Here is a 23,785-nt window from a genome sequence, read left to right as displayed (position 1 = left end):
AACTTAGGCGACCGACTCGTCGACTCTCCAGACGATCAGCGATGCCTTGTTGTCGATGGCCGGGTCGGCGAAGTAGTTCTGGATGACGCCGGCCACTTCGAACCCGTTGGAGAGCTGAAAGCTGAGGGTGGCATCGGATCGACGACCGGCGACCACGTCGGCGACGTACTCCTCGGCGGTCATCATGTGCTTCACGTCGGCGAACCCCGGGAGGTGCCCACCGGCGATGATGCCGCGCCGCCCGAGCCGGCGCACCACGTCTTTGCGATGCTCGTACAGGCGCCGCCCGATGCCGTGCCCCCGATACTCGGGGAGGACCGTGATGTCGGTGCCGTAGTACCAATCGCCGTTCGGGTCGTGATTGCCGCACTGATGCTCGCCCGCGACCTCCCAGATGGTGTGTTCGATGTGGTCGAAATCGAAGTTGACGAGAATGCCGGCGCCGACACCGACGACCGACGGCCCATCGAGCGTGTCGTCGTCGATGACCACGAAGACACCTTCGGGAAACACGTCGAGGTAGGCAGCGAAGTCCTCGGCGCCGAGCAAGTCGCCGGGCTCGGCGGTCGGGAACGCGACTCGCTCACAATGGGCGGCGCCCTCGATCCACTCCGACGTGAGGTTCTGGTAGCGGAGGCTGACCACGTCGATCAGGCAACGACGGAGGCGAGCGAGAACCGCTGATACGGGTTCTCCGACGGGAGGCCCCAGCACGCCCAGAAGTCGCCGGTGGCCGGGCGCATGATGGCCGCGCCGCAGGTCTCGACGTGGAAGGGCGGGCCGCCTCGGTACGAGATGGTCGGATGTTGGGTGAGCGCCTCGACCCGGGCGTAGTCGATGGTGCCGTCGGCGAGCGTGTCGAGCGCGGTGGCCAGGCGGACCTCGGACGACTCCTGGAGCTGGGTGGGCTTGTCCTGACTGACGGCCAGGGTCTGCGGTGCCAGACAGTGGTTGGTGTGGCCGATGACGTCCCCGTCGAGGCGGTCGACATGGGTGGCGGTGCTGAACGCCTCGACGTTGTAGCCGTTGCCGAGCGAGTCGAACAGCAGGTAGTTGTGGGCGCCAGCCAGGTCGGCATCGGTGATGCAGGCGAGTGCCGCCTCGATCGTGGTCTGCTGCAACGCTTTGCGCACGACGAAAGGCCAGGTGACGCCAACCTTGCCATCACCGCCGGGCAGGTTGTTGATGCCGATCGCGATGCCGGCGGCATTCATCCCGATCTGACCGATGCAGCCGGTGGTCGTGAGCAGGAGCGAGCGAGGCTCGTCGGCACCGTTGACATCGAGCAGGATGACGTGATCGGTCGCCGTGTCATGCATGTCCCAGGTCTGGGCGAGGAACCCGGAGCCATCGGAGCGACGGTCGGGGACGATCACGGCGGTGCAGTCGTCCTCGCTCGCCGACTCGTGGGCATAGGTGGCGTAGACGGTGTCGACGAAATCGGTGAACCCGTTGACGATGAGCATCTCGGGGAGCGACGTGCCGGTTGCCTCGGCGATGCCGGCCATCTCCTCGACCAGATCGGGGGCGTACGCTCGATGCGGTTCCAGGCAGGCCTCGGCCAGCTCGATGACCGCAGGACGCTCCAGCGGATGGTGGCTCCACGCCCCGGCGCAGACGAGGTCGACCCGGTCGACGGCGTAGGCACGGATCTCGTCTCGGTAGGCCGCGCCGTGGGCCCGGCCCCGCTCTCGCGGGGAACCGTGGACAGTGACGACTCGCATGGGGCCTCGTGACATGGCCGTGAGGCTAGCTCACGCGCTCGATCAGCTCATACCGCTTCGGCCAGCGTCGACACTCACCACCATGCCGTCCGAGAGCGTCCCCGAGTGATGGCCCGCCCCGGCGGCGCCGTCATCATCGGACTTTCGAAATCGATCGACCGTCAACAGGCCCGGGACCTCGTCGAGGTTCGCAGTGGTTGGACGCTTGTTGCCGCGCTCGCATCGGGCCGCGTCATGAGTGAGAAGGTCAATCGGGCGGACCTGCTGATCTTCGAGGACACGCTCGCACATGTCGACCTCGTCATGGCGGCCGTGCAGGCCCTCGAGCACCCGCCGACGCTGGCAATCCTCTCGACTCGTTCGGCCGGCGTCGTCGCGCGCGAACTCCACTGCCTTCCCCAAGACGTGATCACCCTCTCGCCGGGTGTTTCGCTGAATGCGGCACTTCTCCGAGTGCTGGCATCGTTCGAGTCCAAGCCGCCGAGTGAACGAGCGACGGCTGCCGGCGTCACTCCGGCGACCGGGCCGGGTGTCGGTCGCTCGTCGGCACCACCCCCCTCGGCACCACTCACCGGTCGGGCCATGCAGACCCCTGGCGCTCGGCCCACGCCCACCGGCAACGCTCCCGTCACTCCGACGCCACGAGTCCGGATCGCCGGGCCACCAGCGAAGCGCGAGTTGCTCGTCATCGGTGCCTCCACCGGCGGCCCCGACGCGCTCGGCGTGGTTCTCGCCGGCTTGCCTCGTGACTTCTCCGCTCCGATCCTCATCACCCAACACATGCCGAGCACCTTCACCGAACTGCTGGCCGCCACCCTCGACCGGGCAACGCCGTTCACGGTGCGAGAGGCCAAGCACGGAGATGTGGCCAAGTCGGGGTGTGCCTACATCGCTCCCGGCGGCAGCCACATGGTCATCACCGATCGTCTCGGCACCATCGGTTTGAACGACGATCCTCCCGAGCACAACTGCCGTCCGTCGGTCGACGTGCTGTTCCGAAGTGCGGCCGCCACGTTCGGCCGAGCGTGTGTCGCCGTCGTTCTCACCGGTATGGGCTCCGACGGCGCACTCGGCGCTGCGGGCCTGGCCGACCTCGGCGCCCACGTCATCGCACAGGATCGCGACACCAGCGTGGTGTGGGGGATGCCGGGCGCCGTCGCCCAACGCGATGCCGCCGATCAGATTCTGCCGCTGAAGGAGATCGCCACGGCGATCAGCCTCCAGTTCAAGCGAAATGTCCCATCGTCTACTGCCTCAAGGAGGGCGCCTTCGAGTGTTTGAACCTCGCCAGTTCGGCTTTCTCAAAGACTTCTTGAAGCGTGAAGCCGGGATCGTTGTCGATACCACCAAGGAATACCTCGCGGTCTCCCGTCTCGCGCCCATCGCGCGAGATGAAGGTCTCGCCGACGTCAACCAACTGATCGAACAGCTCCGTCGACCGAACGCCCGGCTCCATCGACTCGTACTCGACGCGATGACCGTGAACGAGACCTCGTTCTTTCGCGACCCCGGCGTCTGGCGGGCCATGCGTGACACGGTCCTGCCCGAGATGATCGAAGCCCGAGCCGAGAGCCGGACGCTGTCGATCTGGTCGGCCGCGTCCTCCAGCGGTCAGGAACCGCTCAGCCTGGCGATGACCTTGCTCGAGTTGCTCGGCCCGGAGGCCGCACGGTGGAGGATCGAGATCATCGCCACCGACCTGTCGACCGAGATGGTCCAGCGGACCAACGACGCCTCCTACAACCAGTTCGAAGCGTCACGCGGACTCGAACCGCAACTGCGAGCGAAGTACTTCGAGCAGCAGGGCGATCGATGGGTGGCCAAACCGATCCTCAAGCGGGTTGTCACGGCACGGGTGCTGAACCTCAATTCGGCGGCATGGAACCTGCGTGGTCCCTTCGACATGATCCTGATCCGCAACGTGTTGATCTACTTCGACAACGACTCGCGGCTCACCATCCTGCGGCGATGCGCCCCGCTGCTAGCGAAGAACGCCCCGCTGATCGTGGGAGCCAGCGAGGGCACCGCAGGAATTCCGGAGATGTTCTCCCAACACCGGCTCCCAGGCCTCATGACGTACCGAGTCGGTGCCGACGCTGTGCCACCGGTGATCGGTCGACCCGTTGCGGCGAGCCCTCCCTCACCACCCAGCCGACGTTTCGTTCCACCCGAACGACCGCCGGTGACTGCACCACCAACACGTGCCCCACGGCCCGTCGCTGCGACCGGTTCGATCAACGCTGCGGTGTCCAAATCACCTCCACCCACCAAACCCGTCCAACCCACCTCAGCCCAACGAAGCACTCGAACGACTTCGGGCACCTCGTAAGGAGCATCCTTCATCATGAGCATCCTCGTCGTTGACGACAGCCCCATCATGCGAAAGCTGGTGATCCGAAGCCTCCGCCAGGCTGGCTATGGCGACCACGAAGTCGTCGAAGCCGAAGACGGCGCCGACGCGTTGGCCAAGATCGAGGACCAGCGACCCAAGGTCGTCCTCTCGGACTGGAACATGCCGAACATGAACGGCCTCGAGCTCATCAAAGCCCTGCGGGGCAAGGAGATCCAGGTCCCCTTCGGCTTCATCACCTCGGAATCGACCGCCGATCAGAAGGCGGCGGCCGTCTCGGCCGGTGCGTCGTTCCTGCTGTCGAAGCCCTTCACCGCCGATGAGCTCGGCGCTCAGCTCGCCCGCTTCCTGTAAGCCAGATTTCGCCCGTACGAGGAGATTCCCATGACCACCCGCACCCTGCCGTCACCGGCACAGCTCCGCCCGCTGCTCGCGAACCTGCTCGGGAAGGACGTCGAGATCACCGCCGGCGGCTCGATCGACCGAGCTGCGGCCCGGATCGACAACTACGTCGGCGACGACAACGCCGTCTGCTACGTCGTTGGATCGTCCAAGGAGTTCAGCGCCTACAGCGGCGCTGCGTTGGCCATGCTGCCCCCGGGCCGGGCCGCCGAAGCCATCAAGGATGGCGGCGACGAGATGCTCGACATGGCCTACCAAGAGGTCCTCAACGTCCTCACTCGGGCCATCAACGATCTCGGCGGGGATCATGTCCGACTGCCGGTTGGTGAGTCGTTCGAGACCCCGGATCTCAGCGCCGTCGAGCCGACGACCTACACCATCGACGTCTCAGGCTACGGCTCGGGCGTCATTGCCTTCTGGATCAACTAGACCCAGCAGCGACACGACACTCTCCAGGTGCAGACGAAGCCGGGGCCTCGGCCCCGGCTTTGTCGCGTCAGGTGCGGTGGCGTGCTCGGTGGCAGGGGGCGCAGCGTGGTTCGAGTTCGGTGGTGATGGTGCGCCCGGTCTGGTGATACGGCGGCTGGTGGTCGAGTTCGAGCAGTTCGGTCGATTGACAGTCCACGCATTCGTGCCGGTGGGCTTCGAGCACGACACGTCGCTGCCGGATCGTGGGGTGACGCCGCCGGTTCGACGCGTTGATCGGCCGTCGCTGACTGTCGTGGACCATGACTCGAATGAACGACTGGTCGAGGCGTTGACACACGGCGTTGTCGGTGATCGGGGTGCCGTCATCGAACGTGGTGCCGTCACCGCGAACATGGATGATGACCTCGGTGACCAGTCGGACGTCGCGACCGAGGAACAACAGCACGAACGCGTCGGCCCGTTGCTGAGCGAGCGTGGGAACGAAGAAGTCGTCGGCGTCGGCGGGCTGCCACTGGGCCTTCAACGCTCGCAACTGTTCAACCATCGACCGACCATCCGCCACCGCGACCGTGCCCGACACGTCCTCGGATGCGTCTCGGCCACCCGACGTGGCGACACTCACCGGTAGTAGCGGGGAAGCATCCGCGGATGCATCCTGGCCACCCGACGTGGCGACACTCACCGGCGGTGACGGGAGCGCCTCCGCGGACGCATCCATCGGGGTGGCGGCGACCTGTTGGATGATCGTGTTCAGCGTCTCGGCGACGGCCTTGCCGATGTTGGGCGGGAGCACCGCTCGAATCACGATCATGCCGTCACCGTCAGTGTGGACGGTGACGCTGCGACCGTCGTGATGACGGCGATCGCGTTCGTCGGGGGTTTCCTCGCCGGCGAGATGGTTGGCGATCGCCGTGGTGAGCCGGCCCGCGGTCCGGTCATGGGCCAGCATCAGTAGTTCGTGTTCGTTGTCGGGGGTGGCCCAGCGGGTCAGGATCCGCACCTTCGCATACGACAGCTCGTTGTCGGCGATCGCGGGGAGGTCGTCGAGGGCGTGACCGACCCGGATCCATTCCCGTGCGGTCGCGGTGTGGATGTCGAGGGCCCGGGCGATGGCGGCTGCCGGGCTCGGGAAGCCGCGGTGGAACCATTCCAGGCCGGTGTCGTAGGCCGCGGCCAGGCACACGATCCGATGATGGTGGGCGTTGAGTTCACGGCCGAGCGAAATGATCTGGTCGATCGTCGATGACATCACGGTTCCTCACAGACGACGACACCCCACACACACCTGACGGGCCGGTGTGGGGTGCCGATTCGTGTTGTTCGGACAGCAGCCACCCGAGTCGCGAAGACCCTGGTGCTCGAGGGCGAGCCATCGATCCGCCCTGCCGGACCACCGAAGCACCAGCAACACCACCCTAACCACGGCATGTGACACAACTCTGACCTGCGAAAATGTCGAAGTTGCGGCGTCATGCGAGGCGGCGTTCCCCTGCTGTCGAGGAGCCACTAGCTTGCCGGGATGCAGAACGAGCCGATCGGTGCCGTGGTCTTCGACATGGGAGGCGTGCTGGTCGAACTCGGTCCGCTGACCGAGATCCTCGGCGACGATCCGCTACCGGTCGACGAGTTCTGGGCCCGCTGGTTGCAGAGCCCGACCGTGCGGGCCTTCGAGATGGGGCAGTGCGATGTCGCGACCTTCGGAGACCGGCTGGTGGCCGAACTCGGACTGAGCTTCGGCGGCGCCGAGTTGGTCGACCGATTCGCACAGTGGCCGAAGGGTCTGTTCGACGGGGCAGTCGCGATGATGGACGAACTGCGCGGCAGCGAGCAGGCGCCCATCGTCGCGGTGCTGTCGAACACCAACGAGCTGCACTGGCGTGAGCAGGTCGACAGCGGTCGCATCCCCGATCTGTTCGATCGCCACTACCTGTCGTACCGACTCGGACTGGCGAAGCCTGACGCCGACATCTTCGAGCACGTGATCGCCGACCTGAACATGCCAGCGGAGCGAATCATGTTCCTCGACGACAACCAGCCCAACGTCGACACCGCCCGCCGGCTCGGCATCGATGCCCACCTCACGCGCGGCGTCACCGAGGCTCGCGAGGCCCTCATCGAGCGAGGTCTGCTCGCGTGAGCCTTCCGCTCAGGGAAGCTCGATCACGGTGACGATGCCGGTATTCCCGTCGACCTCGATGGTGGCGCCGTCGGGGATGCTGCGGGTGGCGCCGACCGCCGACACCACGCACGGAATGCCAAGTTCACGCGACACGATGATGGCGTGGCTCATCGTGGCCCCCACGTCGACGACGACCGCCTCGGCTGCCAGGAACAGTGGGGTCCACGATGGGTCGGTGATCGGGGCGACGAGCACGTCGCCTGGCCCGAGCTGGCGGGGATCGCCAGGATCGAGCACGACGACGGCGGTGCCGCGAGCAACGCCCGGGCAACCGGCGATGCCCTTGAGTTGTTGACCGACGCTGACGGTGTCGGCCGGAGCACCCCGCTGCTCCCAGGTCTCGATCGGCGGGATCTCGCCGTCGAGGATGAACGGAGGGATCAGTCCCGCCAGTTGCTCGTAGCGAGTCTGCCGTTCGGCGATCACCGACAGCCACGGGGTTGGGTTCTCGAGGTATTGGCGGAACTCGTCGAACTCGAGCAGACATGACGCTTTGGGGTCGGCGACCCCACCTCGCTCGGCGGCGCGCCGGGCCAGTTCGCGCTGTGCTTCCCGCACCGAGTGGATGGCACGGATGATCGTGGTCTTGGAACGCTCCCGGGCCTGCGAGTAGAGCGTCGTGGCTCGCAACGCCTTGTCGAACACGACTCGGTCGATGCGATTGAGTTCTCCCCGGGCTTGGTGGATGGCGGCTTCGCGCTCGGAGGCCAGGCGGGTGCTCTGGGCCGAAGGGTCGTGGCTCTCATCGGCCGCAGCCATCCGATCGATGGCAGCGAGCGCCAGTTGGGGACGATACGCCCACGGGTCGGAGCCAAGGTCCCACTCGTTGGGCCCCCGGCTGCCGAACTCGGCGAGGAACGCCGCGAACTCACGCTGCCACTCGTCGGAGGCACGATCGTGGGGCGAGTGGGCCAACTTCCACATGGCCGCAGACGGGGCAGCCGACTCGACATCGCCGATGCCGCCCAGGATCGACACGAGCTGGTCGCCCCGGCCGATCTTGACGAGGAGGTCTTGCAGCGCTCCTGACACCAGCGCGACGCCGAACGTGTTGTCGATGTGGCGACCGAACAAGTGACGGAAGAGTGGCTTGAACCCCTCGATGTAGTCCATGAGGACGTCGTCGGGCGCGTCGGCCGCCGGATATTGGGCGATCCAGGCGGCAACCCGTCGTTTGTCTTCCTCGAGCGCCGGCAGCGATTTGGTGCCGAGGAGCTGGAGTACCGACTTGCCGAGTTTCGCCGAGGCCTTGCGGTTCTTGTCGCCCGGACGCTCGGTGTACGGCGGTGCATCGGATTCGCCGAAGAACTGCTGATCGATGACCTCGACCTTGCCGCCGGGCGCTCGGACTCCGAGGAGGCGGACGTAGCTGGCGTTGATGTAGCAGTAGCCCCCGAACACGCCGAGGATGATCATGTTCTCGTCGTCGGGGAAGTCACCGTCGGCGATCAGGCCGAGCCGCTGATAGGAGTCCCTCCAGCCGTTCTCGGCCTCCTGCCCATAGACGCTCCACGTGAAGGGAAGGACCACCTCCGGGAACACCTCACCGACGTTGCCGCGGGTGTAGAGCGGCCAGCGCGTGCTGAGTGGGTTGTCGGCAAGCCAGATGGGCATGAGGGTCCTTCGGGTTTCGATGGTCGGGCAGGTCATGGACGGCGGGGCCCGGCCGAAAGGTACTCGATATGAGCGCTACGGTCGCAGACGTGGGTGGGCCATGGAGTCAACGATGAGCACCGACGCCGCGTCGGCGCTCGACGTCCGTGCGCTGCTGCAGCGTCACGCCCCGATCCTGCGGTTCGACGATCGCGAGCTGTTCTTCCCGACCGAGATCGAGCCGTATGTGGCCTCGGCCGGACTGTGGGTCGACGGGGCAGAAGTGGCTTCGCCGGGCACGATCTCGGCCGCCGATCTCGACCACCGGTGGGGCAATCGGGCGTCGCTGCGGTGGGTCGACGACGACGACCTCAAGGCGGTCGTCAAGGAAGAGGCCAGCCGTCTCGCCCGCAAGCTCCTCAGCCCCCGACTCGGCCGGGTCGGTCTGTTCGGGCGTGTGCTCGACGCGCTGTTCCTCCTCAGTGTGTTCGTCCGCCCCACTACGCCTCGGCGCACCACACCTGCGGCCGCGCTCAAGGCCGAGCGCCTCGGGCTCCACCGCACGCCGGTCTGCTATGCCCGGGCGCAATCGGCGGGGGAGTGGTTGGTGTTGCACTACTCCTACTTCTACGTGATGAACGACTGGCGCACCGGGTACCGCGGGCTCAACGACCACGAGGCCGACTGGGAACAGGCCTGGATCTTCGTCGACCCGGCCAACCTCGAGCCCCGCTGGGTTGCCGCTTCCAGTCACGATCACGCCGGGGCCGACCTTCGACGGCACTGGAACGATCCCGAGGTCATCAAGGAGGGCGGACACCCGGTGTTGCACGCCGGAGCCGGGTCGCATGCGCTGTTCTTCCGTCCCGGTGACTACGTGACCCGTCTCGACGTGCCCGCGTTGCGGTGGTTGCTCCGACTGCAACGTTGGGCGAGGTCGGTGTTGCGTATCCACGACGAGGCGACCGAGCGAGGCCTGGGTCCGGCGCTCGGTGCGCCGTTCGTCGAGTCGGCCGTCGGCGACGGTCGGTCGATCGAGCATTGGGATCTCCGCATGATCGGCGACGACACGCCGTGGATCTCGGACTTCCGGGGGCTGTGGGGCCTCGATACCGGCGACCCCATGGAGGGTGAGCGCGGACCCTCAGGACCCAAGTTCGACCGCCAAGGTGACGTCCGGGCGTCGTGGGCCGACCCCGTCGGTTTCGTCGGCCTCCACGGCACACCGCCACCATCGGCGACCCCCGAGCGGGTGAACCGGGAGAAGTTGGCGCGGGCCCTCGTCGACATCGACGAGCAGATCCGTCGCCGTGGTCGCCTGCTACCCCTCGCTCAGCAGACGGGCAACCCGGGAGAGATGGCCGAGGAATCGGCTCGGCTCACCGAGCTCCTGCGCCAGCGGAGCGAACTGGTCGACCTCGGTCGGCGCCTGGGTTCGGGACGCCCGGTCGACGACGACATTCGCGCCCACCTGCGACACCCCGCCGTCCCGCTGCCGCCACCCGCTGGATCGGGCTGGATCCTCGCCTTCTGGGCGGCAGCGAGCGTGCCGATGCTGCTCGCCGCCATCGCCGCCATCTTCTTCTTCGACACGGTGCGATTCGGTGGTGTCTTCCTCATCGCCGGGGCCGTGGCCACGATCGGCGAACAGTTGGCCCGCCGTCACTTCCAGGCCGCCATACGGATCATCGGCCTCTACGCGGTGATCGCCGCGGTCTTCCTGTTCGCCATCGGCGATGTGCTGACCATCAGCCGCTATGCACTCGGCGCGCTGCTGGTCACCGGTGCCGGTTTGCTGTTCTTCGTGAACCTCGGCGAGCTCGGTGCCGCACAACGGTTCCGGCAGCGAGCGGCCCGCCTGAACCAGGCGGCCGACGAAGCGCCGGTGCTCAGCGACGATCCGCCTGAAACGGAAATCGAGTCCGTACTTCGGTGACGATGGCAGGGTCGACATCGCCGACGATGACGGTCTCGCTGCCGGCCGCCGTGGCGAGCAACTCGCCGAGCGGATCGATGAGCATCGAATCACCGGTGTAGAGCAGGCGCTGTTCGTCGCCGTCGTTGCCGTCGAGCCCGACCCGGTTGACGCCCAGCACGTACGCCTGGTTCTCGATGGCGCGGGCGCGCAGCAGCGTCTGCCAGTGCAACCGCCGACCGCCTGGCCAGTTGGCGACGATCACGTAGAGATCGGTCGCCGCGGCGTTCACCCAGAACTCGTCGGCGAAGCGCAGGTCGTAGCAGACGAAGAACGTGCAACGGACCCCATGCAGATCGAGCGTGAGGAAGGAGTTCCCGGCCGAGTAGTGCTGGTCCTCACCGGAGAAGCTGAAGGGATGGATCTTCGCGTACTCGGCGACGAGCCCATTCCCGTCGACGACGACGAGGCGGTTGATCGGTAGGGGATGGTCGGGGTGGTTCGTCGAGATCGAGCCGACCAAGATCACGCCGTGTCGGCCGGCCTGGCCGACGAGGAACTCGAGACTCGGTCCTTCCATCGGTTCGGCGACGACTGCGGTGTTCATCGAGAATCCGTTGGCGAACATCTCGCTCACGGCGATCAGATCGGCGCCCGTGCCGGCGGCAGCGGCGATCTGGGGTTCGAGACGGCGGCGTGTCGCCTCACCCTGTTCCCAGACGATGTCGTGTTGCACCCCGGCAACCCTCATGGCGACGCTCCCTTTCGTGATGGTGATGGTCGTGGCGGGCAGGTTCAGGCCAATGCGTCGACCAGTTGGTTGCCAGCCTGCTCGAGCATCGCATCGTTCTTCGCGAAGCAGAAGCGGATCAGGCTCTCGCCATCTCGTCGGTCCTGATAGAACACCGCGCTCGGGATGGCGACGACACCGCCGGTCTTCGGGAGCTCGAGGCAGAACTCGATGCCGTCGGTCCGGCCCAGAGGGCGGATGTCGGCCGTGATGAAGTAGGTGCCCTCCGGCGGGTGCACAGCGAAACCGGCGGCCGTGAGGGCAGCGGCGAGTCGATCGCGCTTGCCCTGATGCGCCGCGACGAAGTCGGTGAAGTACGAATCGGGCAGGCGCAGACCAGTGGCGATGGCGGGCTGGAACGGGGCACCGTTGACGAAGGTGAGGAACTGCTTCGCCGTTCGCACCGCCGCCACCAGATCGGATGGTCCACATACCCAACCGATCTTCCACCCGGTGAACGAGAAGGTCTTGCCGCCCGACGACACGGTGAGCGTGCGATCGGCCATCCCGGGGTAGGAGGCGAGGCAGCGATGCTGAAGGCCGTCGAAGACGAGGTGTTCATAGACCTCATCGGTGATCGCCAACACGTCGTGCTCGACGCACAGTGCAGCGATCAGTCGCAACTCGTCATCGTCGAAGACCTTGCCCGTGGGATTGTGCGGGGTGTTCACCAGGATCAGCCGGGTGCGGGCGGTGAAGGCGCGCCGCAGGACGTCGGGGTCGAACCAGAACCGATCGTGTGCGGCGTCGGGGGCATGGAGGAGCACCGGACGGATGACGGCGCCGGCCATGTTGATGCCGGCCGCGTAGGAGTCGTAGGTCGGGTCGAACACGACCACCTCATCGCCGGTCTCGCACAGCGCCATCAGAGCAGCGGCGAGCGCCTCGGTGGCCCCGGCGGTGGCCAGCACCTCGGTGGCCGGATCGAACTCGAGCCCCCAGAAGCGTCGCTGATGTTCGGCGACGGCGTTGCGCAGTTCTGGTGTTCCGATCACCGGTGGGTACTGGTTGATCCCGCCACGAATGGCGGCGACCGCCGCCTCGGACACCTCGCTCGGACCGTCGGTGTCGGGGAACCCCTGCCCCAGGTTCAGCGCGCCGGTCTCGAGGGCGAGCGCCGACATCTGGGCGAAGATGGTCGTGCCGAAACCCTGGAGTCGGCTGGACAGATGAGGAGCGCGAGTCACGGCGACAAGCTACTTCGCCGTCGACCCATCCCGTGCCGTGCCGCCCGCTACCGTGCGGGAGCGATGAGCATCTCCGACCCCGACATGGTCGAGTTCCGCGACGCGGTCGCCGCCGACCTGCCGGCCGTTGTCGAATTGCTGCGCGACGACATCCTCGGGCGAGACCGCGAGACCGATGACCTCGAGCCCTACCGCCGCGCCTTCGAGCGGATCGAGGCGGATCCGCACCATCGGCTCGTCGTCGGCATCTTTCATCGCGAGCCGGTCTGTTGCGCCCAGCTGTCGATCCTGCCCGGACTCGGACACGGCGGTGCGACCGTCGCCCAAATCGAAGGGGTGCGCGTGATGTCGGCGATGCGAGGTCGCGGCATCGGCTACGTGTTGGTCGACCATCTCATGTCCGAGGCCCGGAAGGCGGGAGCGGATCAGGTGCAGCTGATGAGCAGCAACGAGCGCACGGGGGCCCAACGGTTCTACGCCCGTCTCGGCTTCGAGCCCAGTCACGTCGGGATGAAGCGCTCGCTCTGACCGTCCGCGGGCTCGGGCAATCAGGGTACGAAGTCCCCTTGACGGATGGCTTGAGTGCACTAGGTTGGCAACGTTTCACCAGCAATGGCGACACACCAGCAACGGGGCTGGTGGGGTCAGCATCGGCCGGTAGGGCCGATGCTGCGAGAACCTCCGGCTCCGTTCCGCAGGGCGCACCGTGCGTCCGGCGCAGGACAGGAGGCAGAGTGACCGACATCGTCGACCGGGTCGAAGTGGAAACACTCGATCACGTGGTCATCCGATTCGCAGGGGACTCTGGGGATGGCATGCAGCTCACGGGTGACCGGTTCACCTCGGCGAGCGCTATCGCGGGCAACGACCTTGCCACGCTCCCCGATTTCCCGGCCGAGATCAGAGCACCTCAGGGGACCGAGGCGGGTGTGTCTGCCTTCCAGGTGCACATCTCCGACCACAGCATCCACACGCCGGGTGATCAGCCCGACGTGTTGGTGGCCATGAATCCTGCGGCCCTCAAGAGCCAGCTGCAACGGCTCAAGCCCCACGGCACCCTGATCCTCAACACCGACGCGTTCGACGAACGCAACTTCGAAAAGTGCGGCTACACCGTTGATCCGCGCACCGACGGCAGCCTCGACGGCTATGTCGTGCATGAGGTCCCGATGAGCGAACTCACGCTCGGTGCCACCGAAGACCTCGACGTCAAGAAGCGCGACGCCGAACGCTCGAAGAACTTCTTCGCCCTCGGCCTCGTCAGCTGGATGTTCTCCCGTCCGCTCGAACCCACTCTCGACTGGATCGACGCCAAGTTCGGCAAGAACCCCACGGTCGTCGCTGCCAACAAGGCCGCCTTCCACGCCGGTCACGCCTATGGCGAGACCACCGAGATGTTCGGCAACCAGTACCAGGTCAAGTCGGCGCCGCAGCGGCCGGGGACCTACACGAACATCACCGGCAACACCGCCACCGCATGGGGCATGATCGCTGCCGGTCAGCTGGCCAAGCTTCCGGTCTTCCTCGGCAGCTACCCGATCACCCCGGCGTCCGACATCCTTCACGAGCTATCGGCCCACAAGAACTTCGGTGTTCGCACCTTCCAGGCCGAAGACGAGATCGCCGGCATCGGATCGGCACTCGGCGCTGCCTTCGGCGGCCATCTCGCCTTCACCACCACCTCCGGCCCGGGTGTGGCACTCAAGGGCGAGACCATCGGGCTCGCCGTGTCGATCGAGCTGCCCCTCGTCATCATCGACGTGCAACGTGGCGGACCCTCCACCGGTCTGCCCACCAAGACCGAGGCCAGCGATCTACTCATGGCGCTCTACGGTCGTCACGGCGAGTCGCCGATGCCGGTGGTGGCGGCCTATGGCCCCGCCCAGTGTTTCGACGCCGCCATCGAGGCCTCCCGCATCGCCCTGAAGTACCGCACCCCGGTGCTGCTGTTGACCGATGGCTATCTGGCCAACGGTGCCGAGCCGTGGCTCCTGCCCGACGTCGAGTCGTTGCCCGACATCAGCGTCGACTTCGCCACCGGACCGAACGACGTCGACGCCGACGGCAATGACGTCTTCCATCCCTACAAGCGTGACCCCGAGACCCTCGCCCGTCCCTGGGCGCTGCCGGGCACACCCGGCCTGGAGCACCGTGTCGGCGGTCTCGAGAAGGCCGACGTCACCGGCAACGTCAACTACGACCCGTCGAACCACTCCCGCATGACCGACCTGCGTCAGGCGAAGGTCGATGGCATTGCGAAGGACATCCCGCTTGCCGAAGTGCAGGGCGACGGGACGGCCAACATCCTCCTCGTCGGCTGGGGCTCCACCCACGGCGCGATCACCTCGGCCAGGGAAGTCCTCGCCGACGAAGGCATCGCTGCCGACCACGTGCACATCACGCACCTGCACCCCTTCCCGCCGAACCTCGGCGACATCGTTCGCAGCTACGACCACGTGTTCGTGCCCGAACTCAACAAGGGGCAGCTCGTGAAGGTGTTGCGTAGCGAGTTCCTGGTCGACGCCAAGCCGATCAGCAAGGTCATGGGTCTGCCGTTCACGGCGAACGAACTGGCCACCAATATCAAGGCGCTCCTCGGCGCCGATCAGAACGACAACCAGAACGGAGCCTCCGCATGACCGACGTCACGCTCGATCCCACCCAACGGGGCCACTGGTCGTCCGACCAAGAAGTCCGCTGGTGTCCCGGCTGCGGGGATTACGGCATTCTTGCCGCAATGCAGTTCCTGCACACCGAGCTGGCCGAGGCGGGTGCCACCACCTCGACCGGGCATCCGATCAAGCGAGAGAACACCGTGTTCATCTCCGGCATCGGTTGCGCCGCTCGGTTCCCGTACTACATGTCGACCTACGGCATGCACTCGATCCACGGTCGTTCACCGGCCATCGCCACGGGCCTGGCCGTTGCCCGTCCCGACCTCGACATCTGGGTCGTCGGCGGCGATGGCGACATGCTGTCCATCGGCGGCAACCATCTGATCCATGCGCTGCGCCGCAACGTGAACCTCACGATCTTGTTGTTCAACAACCAGATCTACGGCCTCACCAAGGGTCAGTATTCGCCCACCAGCGAGATCGGGAAGGTGACCAAGTCGACCCCGATGGGCTCGATCGACACCCCGTTCAACCCGCTCAGCCTGGCGGCCGGCGCCGGCGCCACGTTCATCGCCCGCACCCACGACCTCGATCGCAAGCACATGATCGACACGTTCCGCCGGGCGCACGAACACCGTGGCGCGTCGATCATCGAGATCTACCAGAACTGCAACGTCTTCAACGATGGCGCGTTCGATGAGGTCACCAAGCGCAGCAACCGGGCGAAGATGATGATCGACCTGGTCGACGGCCAGCCGATCCGCTTCGGTGAGGACAACGAACTCGGTGTCGTGATCGACGCCGATGGTGCCCACATCAAGGCGGTGGCCGATGTCGGCGAGGCCGCCATTGCCGTCCACAACGAAGCCCACCCGAACCCCGCGGTGGCCTTCGCTCTGTCCCAGCTGGCCAACGACCGGCACTCGCCCACGCCGTTCGGTGTGTTCCGTGCCGTCGACCGTCCCGAGTACGTGAGCGCAGTGAGCCAGCAGCTCATCGACGCCAACGACGCCAAGGGTCCCGGCGACCTGGCCGCCCTCCTGCGTTCCGGCGCCACCTGGGACGTCAGCTGACCCAACGAGTGGCCGGGAGCCGTCGCGCCGTCAGGCTCGGCGGTTCCCGGTAACCTCCAGCCGTGACTTCTTTCGTCCCTCGTCATCGCATGCTCGCCCTCGTCGGGGCCGCCACCTTCGCCCTGGCTGGGTGCGGCGTCTCGATGGGGGCCGACGCACCCCTCGCCACGGTGTCGGTCGACTCGAAGCAGACCGCCGAGATCAGCCGATCCGACGTCCAGGCGGCCATCGACGACATCTCCAACAGTGAGCGGTTCGTCCAGGTCATCTACAACGGTGGACTGACCAACGCCGACGAGCAGGGCGTGCTCACCCAGTTGATCCGTGGTGAGGTCCTCCGAGCCGAAGCGGCCGGCCTCGGGGTGAGCCCCTCCGCCGACGACATTGCCGCAGCCCAGGTCACGCTCGAGCAACAGCTCGTGCAGGTGGCGTCCAGCGTCGATCCCGGCGATTCCGAGACTGCGGCGGCCGAGATTCGGGCCGAGCTCGGCGACTACTTCGATCTGATCGCCGAGAACCTGGCCACCAACACCTCGCTGCGGGAACGTTACGCCGCCGAGACCGAAGGCGGGGTCCCCTGTGTCAGCCACATCCTCGTCGGTCCCGAAGACGAGGAACTGGCCAACGATCTCCTGGCCCAGCTCGAAGATGGTGCCGACTTCCCGGCGCTGGCCGAGCAGAACTCGATCGATCCCGGGAGCGCCGTCGCGGGCGGCGACCTCGGGTGCGCCGACCCCCAGCAGTACGTGCCCGAGTTCCGCGATGCTGTGATCGCCGCCGAGGTCGATGAGCTCGTCGGCCCGGTCGAAACCGATTTCGGTTTCCACATCATCAAGGTCACCGGCTACGAGAACTCCGCAGCCATCGAGGAGCGGTTCACCTCGATGTTCGACAACGTCGAAGTCTTCGTCGATCCCGCATTCGGCACCTGGAACGTGGACACCCAAGCGGTTGTCGACACGGCCACGCCGTGATCGAGCAGAGGGCGCAGATCACGATCTGCGGCCTCGGACCCGGTGCCATCGGTGACCTGACCGATCAGACCCGCTCGGTCCTCGCTGCCGATCGCCGGGTCTTCTTGCGAACGTCTCGACACCCGAGCGCGACACTGGCGGCCGGCGCCGAGACCTTCGATCACATCTACGACCGCGCCGACCGGCTCGATGCGGTGTACGCCGCCATCGCCGATGCGTTGGTCGAGGCAGCGCTGGCCGGCGACGACGTGGTCTACGCCGTTCCTGGCTCACCGCTCGTCCTCGAGCGTTCGGTACGCCACCTCCGCAACGATGACCGGATCGATGTCGAGCTGATTCCTGCGATCTCGTTCCTCGACACCACCTGGGCTCGACTCGGTATCGACCCGGTCGAGGAGAGCGTCCGACTCATCGACGGTCACACGTTCGCCCGTGACGCTGCCGGCGAACGAGGGCCACTCCTGGTCGCCCATGCCCATGCGTCGTGGGTCCTGTCCGACATCAAGTTGGCGATCGACGCCGGGCCGGAGCAGAAGGTGCTCGTCCTTCAGCGCCTCGGCACGCCCGACGAGCTGATCACCGAGGTGGCCTGGCCCGACCTCGACCGCGTGGTCGACGCCGATCACCTCACCTCGTTGTACCTGCCTGAGGTGACGGCACCGGTGGCCCGAGAGCTCCACCAGAGCGTCGAGCTCGTCCATCGGCTCCGCCAGGACTGCCCATGGGATCAAGACCAGACGCACGCGTCGCTGCGCAAGTATCTGGTCGAGGAGTCCTACGAGGTGCTCGACGCGATCGACCAATTGGTCGACGCCGACGACGACGATGTCTCGGCGGCCTATGCCGATCTCGAAGAAGAGCTGGGCGACCTGCTGTTCCAGGTGCTGTTCCACGCCGAGCTGGCGGCGGAGGCCGGCGAGTTCGGCATTGCCGACGTCGCTCGCACGATGCACGACAAGCTGGTCGGTCGCCACCCGCACGTCTTCGGTGACGTCGTCGCCAACGATGCAGCGGCGGTCGTGGCCAACTGGGAGGCGATCAAGAAGGTCGAAAAGCAGCGCTCCTCGATCATGGACGGCATCCCCTCGGCCCTGCCGGCGCTGTTGCTGGCCGAGAAGGTGTTGAAGAAGGCCGACCGCAGCGGCTACGCAGCCAGCGCCGAGTGGGTCGACACCACCCTGGGTTCGCCACTCGAGCCGAGCGACGAGGCGTCGGTGGGCCGATACTTGCTGGCGATTGTCGAGGCGGCGCGCCGCCACGGCCTCGACCCCGAGGCGGCGTTGCGTCAGGAGACCGTGGCCGCTCGTCGTCGTTACGAAGCGGCCGAGGCCGCCGAGCGTCTCGATCAGCGCTGGATCACCGGCTGAGCGGTTCGACCCGGTTCATCACGCCGACGGTGGCGGCCCCAACGGTTCCGAGCGCGGCGGTTCGGTGTCGGGCTTGGCCGGCTCGTTGTCGTCGCTCTGCCCGACATCGCTCAGGGCGTCGTCGAACCCGTTGGACGGCTGGGCGCTCGGCGGCGGCATGGGTGGCCCGGCGCTGAAACCACCACCGGGCGGGGGAGGCATCGGTGGACCCCCGGCCGCGGGACCGCCAGGGGGCGGAGGCATCGGCGGGAACCCGGTCGACGGTGGCGGCATGGGCGGCAGGGCACCGGATCCGGGCGGTGGAGGAAACGCTCCGGAGCCAGGTGGCGGAGGGACCGCGCCAGTCCCCGGGGCGGGTGGTGGCATCGTGCCGGAGCCAGGTGGTGGTGGCATCGTGCCGGAGCCAGGTGGTGGTGGCATCGCGCCCGATTCCGGAGCGGGTGGCGGCACTGCGCCAGTCCCCGGTGGTGGTGGCATCGCGCCGGATCCCGGAGCGGGTGGTGCAACGCTGGGCCCAGGCGGCGGGGGCAACGTGCCGGCACTCGACGGTGGTGGCATGGGCGGCAGGGCGCCGGATTCGGGTGGTGGAGAAAGCGCGTCAGACCCAGGGAGCGGCGGGAGTTCCGTTGCTGCAGGAGGAGGCGGCGTGTCGACGGCCGGTGGCGGTGGGGTTGTGTCAGCCATGGGGGGCGGCATCGGTGGCAGGCCACTCGCGGGCGCTGGCATCGGTGGGAGGTCGGGGGGCGGCATCTCGGGAGACGCCGCAGCCGTCGGCGGCGGCGGAAGCGGAGGTGGCGTCTCCATCGCTGCGGGAACGGGCGGTGGCGTCGTCGGTAGGTCGGCCGTCGCTGTGGTTGTCGGCAACGGCGGCGGATGGTCGACGGGAGGTGCACCGACGGGTGGCGTCTCGACGGGCGGCGGCATCGGCGGGAGATCCGCCTGCAGTGGCGCGGCCGTCGGCGGAGGCGGCGTGGGTGTTGGCGGCGGGGGTGACGGCGCAGGAATCGGGGGAGGAGTCAGTGATTCGGGGGCCACATCCACCGGGGCGTCGGTCTCGGCACGTTCATCGGAAGGTGCCTCCGCTTCGAGCGCCTCGACCGGCTCTGGCACGGCCTCCGGCTCTGGCACCGCCTCCGGCTCCGAGGCTTCGGCCGGCTCTTGCTCAGCTTCTGGCTCAGACGTTGCGACCGGCTCGGCAACGGTTGGTTCCGGGGCAGCTGCGGGCGCCGGTGACGGTGCAGGCACGGGCGGCGGTGGGACCGCGGCGTCAGATGGCGGTGGTGGCGGTGGGGCGACGGCACCCGGCATCGGCGGGCGGGCGGCGGCTGCCGGCGGGGCTGGCGCCGCCTGGGCGGCCACGGGCACCTGAGAGGCCCCGGTGACCTCGACGATCGCGCCCGCACCGGGTAGACGGCCGGAGCGGAGCTCGATCTCCTCGGACGGGCTGCTGTAGGGGACCGACGCCAACCGGAGCTCGATCGGCGACGACGGCACCAGTTCGACGGTCCAGCCTTCGCGTCCACGTCCCTTGAAGGACTGTTCGCCGCATCGGGCCTCGGCCTGATCGAAGACGAAGACGAACGAGTCATCGCCCTCGGCGTCGAGGACGGCGGCCACGCCCGAGGGACGGAATTCGATCACCAATTGTTGGAGGGTGGAGGCCACCTCGTCGAAGCCCCACGACCGGTTGTCGGCCAGGACGTCGGCCGCGGCCAGCGTTGCGTGCCCGGTGACCGAGCTACCACCGATCACGACGGTGAGCGGGCCGTTCTTGACCACGGATCCGTGGCCGAGAATGACCTGGGCTCCAGGCGACGACGAAGACGACGAGAGTGCACTCATGCCGTCATCGTTGCATGCTCGGGCGGAGCGTGCGTGGTGCGTGACGGAATGCCCACCGGTTCTACTCTGTGGTGGTGACCGATCGTTCCTCGCAAGGCTCAGCATTCCCCCGTCGATGGCACCGCGACCCGACTCATGTGGCGTCCGGACGCCTGCCGGCACACGGTCGCCCGGTGCCGGTCGACGCAGTTTCGCTCGACGGGCCCTGGCAGTTCCGTATGTGGACCGGCGATGCGCCTGACGACGCCTGGCTCGAGGCTGACGTCGACGCCGCCGACTTCGGCGAGCTCGCGGTGCCGGGCTCGTGGGTACTCCAGGGGCACTCGATTCCGATCTACACGAATGTCGTCTATCCATTCGATGCATCGGACTACCCGAACATCCCCCAGCCCGACGAGGGCGGCGATCATCGACGCACCGTCGTCGTGCCCGCCGACTGGGCCGGTGATCGCGTCGTCCTGCGCATCGGTGCGGCCGAGTCCGCGGTCGAGGTCTACGTCAACGGTCGACCGATCGGCACCGCTACCGACTCCCGCCTGCCGAGCGAGTTCGACATCACCGAGGCCGTGACGCCCGGTGCCGAGGCGGTGATCGCGCTGCGAGTGCATCGCTGGTCGGCCTCCACCTGGACCGAGGATCAGGACATGTGGTGGATGGCGGGGTTGCACCGCTCGGTCAAGCTGTATGCCCGGTCGACGTCGTCGATCGCCGACCTGCACTTCCGAACGACCGAGCAGCGGGGCGCCGACGACGACGTCGCGCTGACCGTCTGGGTCGACGGCGCCGATGCAGCGATGACCGTCGCCGCCGTGTTGCATGACCCAGATGGCAATGTCGTCGCCGACCTGAGCAGCGGTATCGACGCGGCAGCAGGATTGGTGGAACTGACCGCAACGGTCGCGAACTGCCGGCGGTGGTCGGCCGAGACCCCCGAGCTGCACGACCTCGTCGTCACCCTCACCGACGCAACGGGAACGACGCTCGACTGCACCCGCATGTCGGTCGGCATCCGCAGGGTCACGATCGAAGCTGGTCGGCTGTGCGTGAACGGCGCGCCGATCACGATCTACGGCGTCAACCGCCATGAGCACTCGCCCGACGAGGGCCGTTGGCAGAGCGACGCACTCCTCGAAGCCGACCTGGCGCTCATCGCCGCCAGCAACATCAATGCGATCCGCACAGCCCACTATCCGAACGACGAGCGCTTCTACGAACTGTGCGATCGGTTCGGGCTGTACGTCATGGACGAGGCGAACGTCGAAGCCCACGGTCAGGTCCACCACGAGCAGCACGCGTCCGAGGCCGGCGTGATCCCGGCCAACGATCCACGCTTCACCGATGCGTTCGTCGCCCGAGGCGAGCGCATGGCCCGCCGTGACCGCAACCACGCCTGCGTGATCGCCTGGTCACTCGGCAACGAGTCGAGCTTCGGCCCCAATCATCGAGCGATGGCGACGGCGATCCGATCGGTCGACCCCGACCGGCCGGTGGCGTACCACCCGGCCGAGACCGATCCGCTGGTCGACATCATCGGTCAGATGTACCCGACCCTCTACGAGTTCGATGACCTCGCCGACGACACCGACGAACGTCCGTCGATCATGTGCGAGTACAGCCATGCCATGGGCAACTCGAACGGCGGCATCGAGGACTACTGGGAGCGGATCCATCGGTCGCCACGACTCGGGGGCGGGTTCATCTGGGACTGGGTGGATCAGGGGATCGCCCAGGTCGACGCCGACGGCACCCGGTGGTGGGCGTATGGCGGTGACTTCGGCGACACCCCGAACGATCGGAACTTCAACTGCAACGGGCTGGTCGACGCCGATCGCCGGCCACACCCAGGCCTTGCCCATGTCCGGTGGGTCTATCAGCCGATCTCGACGGGCTGGGGCACGGCCGATCCCTCCACGGGAGCGCGGAAGCTTGCAGTCACGAACCGTCGCTCGTTCACCGATACCAGCGATGTGCGGCTCGATCTCGACCTGTTGCTCGACGGGGCGCTGGTCGGCCAGTGGTCCGATCTCTCCGTGACCGCCGTTCCGCCCGGGGCGACGCTCGAGGTGCCGCTTGATCCTGGGATCGACGACGTCATCGATCAGCTCGCGGCCGACCCGAGGATGGCGGCCGGCAGCGAACTGCAGTTGAGCGTTCGCTGGTCACTGCGCAGCGATCGCCGGAGCACCGGACTTGGTGGGCGTGACCTGATCGTGTTGCCGGCCGACCACGAACTCGCCTTCGATCAACTCCCGATTGCCGCGGGCCGGTTCCCGACCAACATCAGCGTGGCGCCGGAGCGGGTGGTCGACCCGACGTCCCTCGGCGCCGACGTGCAGTGTATGATCGACGACCAGGACGTCGTTCACCTTGCCGCCGGTGGCAGCCGCCTCGCCATCGGGCCCGACGGTGCCCTGCTCGAACTCGTCCTGCACGGCGACGACGTTCCGCTGGCCACCAGCGCACTGTCGTGTTGGCGACCGCCGACCGACAACGACCAGGCCACCTTCGGTGACGAGCGTTTGGTCTATCGGTGGGACCGTCGGGGGCGTCCGATCCCGTCGGCGACCGGCGAGCGTCCACCCCGCATCGAGGCCCGGGATTCCGGGGTCGTTGCTGCGACGTTCAGGATCGCTGCCGGTGCCGGGCTGACGTTGCGAGTCACCTGGCTCGTCGGACCCGACGGCGACGTCGGTTTCGACATCGTCCCTGACATCGACCTGGATCTTCCGTCGCTCCTACGGATTGGGCTCGACCTCGAGCTCCCGCTTGCCTACGACACGGTCACCTGGTTCGGACCGGGGCCCGAGGAGTCGTATCCGGATCGCTGGCACGGACTCGAGGTTGCCCACTACACACGATCGGTCGCCGACCAGTTCTTCCCGTTCGCTCGTCCGCAGGAGACCGGCAACCACACCCAGCTGCGGTGGTTCGCCGTCAGTTCCGGGGCGGGCGCCGGCGGGGGCGTGCCGACGATCCTTGCCGTCGGCGATCCCCGATTCGACGCCGCCGCACTGCCGTACCGGGCCGCTGCGATCGAAGCTGCCGAACACCTCAACGAGCTGCCGGTGCCCGACTGCACCGCCCTTCGCCTCGACATCGCCCACGCCGGCCTCGGCACCGCCAGCTGCGGGCCGGGGATCGACGGTCGGTTCCGGGTGGGCGGTCACCGGGTCGGGAACCGGATCATCCTGCGCAACGGTGGCAACGACCCGGCCGACGAGGCTCGTCGCCCCAGTTCTCTGGGCCGCCACCGGCGCTGGCACTACTGAGCGTGGCTGCACGCCTACCTGACGCTGTCGCCGAGGTTTGGTTCAACGTAGGGGCAACTCTGCCCACCGGGGTGGT

The 23,785-nt window shown here is 67.3% G+C and carries 19 protein-coding genes; 12 read left to right on the top strand and 7 right to left on the bottom strand.

All coding sequences use genetic code 11. The features are described from left to right. Positions 1 to 3: 3 nt before the first annotated feature. Together R2733_02185 and R2733_02180 are read right to left on the bottom strand one after the other, a co-directional pair. On the bottom strand, positions 4 to 645 hold the full coding sequence (locus tag R2733_02185) for a GNAT family N-acetyltransferase (protein MEZ5375289.1): 642 nt from the start codon (positions 643 to 645) through the stop codon (positions 4 to 6). A 5-nt stretch (positions 646 to 650) separates the two neighbouring features. After that, on the bottom strand, positions 651 to 1,739 hold the full coding sequence (locus tag R2733_02180; GenBank protein MEZ5375288.1) for a C45 family peptidase: 1,089 nt from the start codon (positions 1,737 to 1,739) through the stop codon (positions 651 to 653). A gap of 93 nt (positions 1,740 to 1,832) precedes the next feature. On the opposite strand from R2733_02180, the gene R2733_02175 reads away from it, so the two are divergent. Genes R2733_02175 through R2733_02160 form a run of 4 tightly spaced genes read left to right on the top strand, consistent with a single transcriptional unit; the run spans position 1,833 to position 4,905 of the window. After that, complete coding sequence (locus R2733_02175) at positions 1,833 to 3,005, top strand: chemotaxis protein CheB (GenBank protein MEZ5375287.1); 1,173 nt, start codon at positions 1,833 to 1,835, stop codon at positions 3,003 to 3,005. Further along, complete coding sequence (locus tag R2733_02170) at positions 2,998 to 4,053, top strand: CheR family methyltransferase (GenBank protein ID MEZ5375286.1); 1,056 nt, start codon at positions 2,998 to 3,000, stop codon at positions 4,051 to 4,053. Before R2733_02175 ends, R2733_02170 begins: the two co-directional genes overlap by 8 nt. 15 nt (positions 4,054 to 4,068) lie before the next feature. Continuing rightward, a complete protein-coding gene (locus R2733_02165; GenBank protein MEZ5375285.1) occupies positions 4,069 to 4,428 on the top strand; it encodes a response regulator in 360 nt (119 codons plus the stop codon). Between the two features lie 30 nt (positions 4,429 to 4,458). Next, positions 4,459 to 4,905, top strand: a complete 447-nt coding sequence (locus R2733_02160; GenBank protein MEZ5375284.1) for a hypothetical protein — start codon at positions 4,459 to 4,461, stop codon at positions 4,903 to 4,905. Positions 4,906 to 4,972: 67 nt separating this feature from the next. On the opposite strand, the gene R2733_02155 is transcribed toward R2733_02160, so the two are convergent. Next, complete coding sequence (locus tag R2733_02155; protein MEZ5375283.1) at positions 4,973 to 6,154, bottom strand: HNH endonuclease signature motif containing protein; 1,182 nt, start codon at positions 6,152 to 6,154, stop codon at positions 4,973 to 4,975. 270 nt (positions 6,155 to 6,424) lie between these two features. On the opposite strand from R2733_02155, the gene R2733_02150 reads away from it, so the two are divergent. Continuing rightward, positions 6,425 to 7,042 (top strand): HAD family phosphatase, encoded by a 618-nt coding sequence (locus tag R2733_02150; GenBank protein ID MEZ5375282.1) that lies wholly within the window; start codon positions 6,425 to 6,427, stop codon positions 7,040 to 7,042. Positions 7,043 to 7,051: 9 nt separating this feature from the next. Here the strand turns inward: R2733_02150 and R2733_02145 are convergent, their stop codons facing one another. Further along, positions 7,052 to 8,698 carry a PEP-utilizing enzyme gene (locus R2733_02145; protein ID MEZ5375281.1) on the bottom strand — a complete coding sequence of 549 codons (1,647 nt, stop codon included), beginning with the start codon at positions 8,696 to 8,698 and terminating at the stop codon, positions 7,052 to 7,054. Between the two features lie 112 nt (positions 8,699 to 8,810). Here R2733_02145 and R2733_02140 point away from each other — a divergent pair, with 112 nt between their 5' ends. Then, positions 8,811 to 10,613 (top strand): hypothetical protein, encoded by a 1,803-nt coding sequence (locus tag R2733_02140; protein MEZ5375280.1) that lies wholly within the window; start codon positions 8,811 to 8,813, stop codon positions 10,611 to 10,613. Here R2733_02140 and R2733_02135 read toward each other — a convergent pair. Together R2733_02135 and R2733_02130 are read right to left on the bottom strand one after the other, a co-directional pair. Next, the gene (locus R2733_02135; protein ID MEZ5375279.1) at positions 10,567 to 11,328 is read right to left on the bottom strand and encodes a nitrilase-related carbon-nitrogen hydrolase; all 762 of its coding nucleotides are present in this window, start codon (positions 11,326 to 11,328) and stop codon (positions 10,567 to 10,569) included. The genes R2733_02140 and R2733_02135 overlap by 47 nt on opposite strands. A 59-nt stretch (positions 11,329 to 11,387) precedes the next feature. After that, positions 11,388 to 12,569, bottom strand: a complete 1,182-nt coding sequence (locus tag R2733_02130; GenBank protein MEZ5375278.1) for a pyridoxal phosphate-dependent aminotransferase — start codon at positions 12,567 to 12,569, stop codon at positions 11,388 to 11,390. Between the two features lie 63 nt (positions 12,570 to 12,632). Here R2733_02130 and R2733_02125 point away from each other — a divergent pair, with 63 nt between their 5' ends. The 5 genes from R2733_02125 (at position 12,633) to R2733_02105 (ending at position 18,598) form a co-directional block, all read left to right on the top strand. Then, positions 12,633 to 13,097 (top strand): GNAT family N-acetyltransferase, encoded by a 465-nt coding sequence (locus R2733_02125; GenBank protein ID MEZ5375277.1) that lies wholly within the window; start codon positions 12,633 to 12,635, stop codon positions 13,095 to 13,097. Between the two features lie 206 nt (positions 13,098 to 13,303). Further along, entirely contained in the window at positions 13,304 to 15,208 is a 1,905-nt protein-coding gene (locus R2733_02120; GenBank protein MEZ5375276.1) for a 2-oxoacid:acceptor oxidoreductase subunit alpha, read from the top strand. Then, on the top strand, positions 15,205 to 16,257 hold the full coding sequence (locus R2733_02115; GenBank protein MEZ5375275.1) for a 2-oxoacid:ferredoxin oxidoreductase subunit beta: 1,053 nt from the start codon (positions 15,205 to 15,207) through the stop codon (positions 16,255 to 16,257). The genes R2733_02120 and R2733_02115 overlap by 4 nt, the downstream gene beginning before the upstream one ends. A 536-nt stretch (positions 16,258 to 16,793) precedes the next feature. After that, entirely contained in the window at positions 16,794 to 17,231 is a 438-nt protein-coding gene (locus R2733_02110) for a peptidylprolyl isomerase (protein ID MEZ5375274.1), read from the top strand. Further along, a complete protein-coding gene (locus R2733_02105) occupies positions 17,228 to 18,598 on the top strand; it encodes a MazG family protein (GenBank protein ID MEZ5375273.1) in 1,371 nt (456 codons plus the stop codon). Before R2733_02110 ends, R2733_02105 begins: the two co-directional genes overlap by 4 nt. A gap of 18 nt (positions 18,599 to 18,616) precedes the next feature. Here R2733_02105 and R2733_02100 read toward each other — a convergent pair whose 3' ends face one another. Continuing rightward, on the bottom strand, positions 18,617 to 20,440 hold the full coding sequence (locus R2733_02100) for a hypothetical protein (GenBank protein MEZ5375272.1): 1,824 nt from the start codon (positions 20,438 to 20,440) through the stop codon (positions 18,617 to 18,619). Between the two features lie 173 nt (positions 20,441 to 20,613). Here R2733_02100 and R2733_02095 point away from each other — a divergent pair, with 173 nt between their 5' ends. Beyond that, on the top strand, positions 20,614 to 23,709 hold the full coding sequence (locus R2733_02095) for a glycoside hydrolase family 2 TIM barrel-domain containing protein (protein ID MEZ5375271.1): 3,096 nt from the start codon (positions 20,614 to 20,616) through the stop codon (positions 23,707 to 23,709). Positions 23,710 to 23,785: the final 76 nt, after the last annotated feature.

The sequence above is a fragment of the Acidimicrobiales bacterium genome (assembly GCA_041394265.1).
In the GTDB taxonomy this organism is placed as follows: domain Bacteria; phylum Actinomycetota; class Acidimicrobiia; order Acidimicrobiales; family SZUA-35; genus JBBQUN01.
The sequence above is the reverse complement of the archived record's forward strand: the minus strand, read 5'-3'. Positions and strand labels throughout refer to the sequence as shown.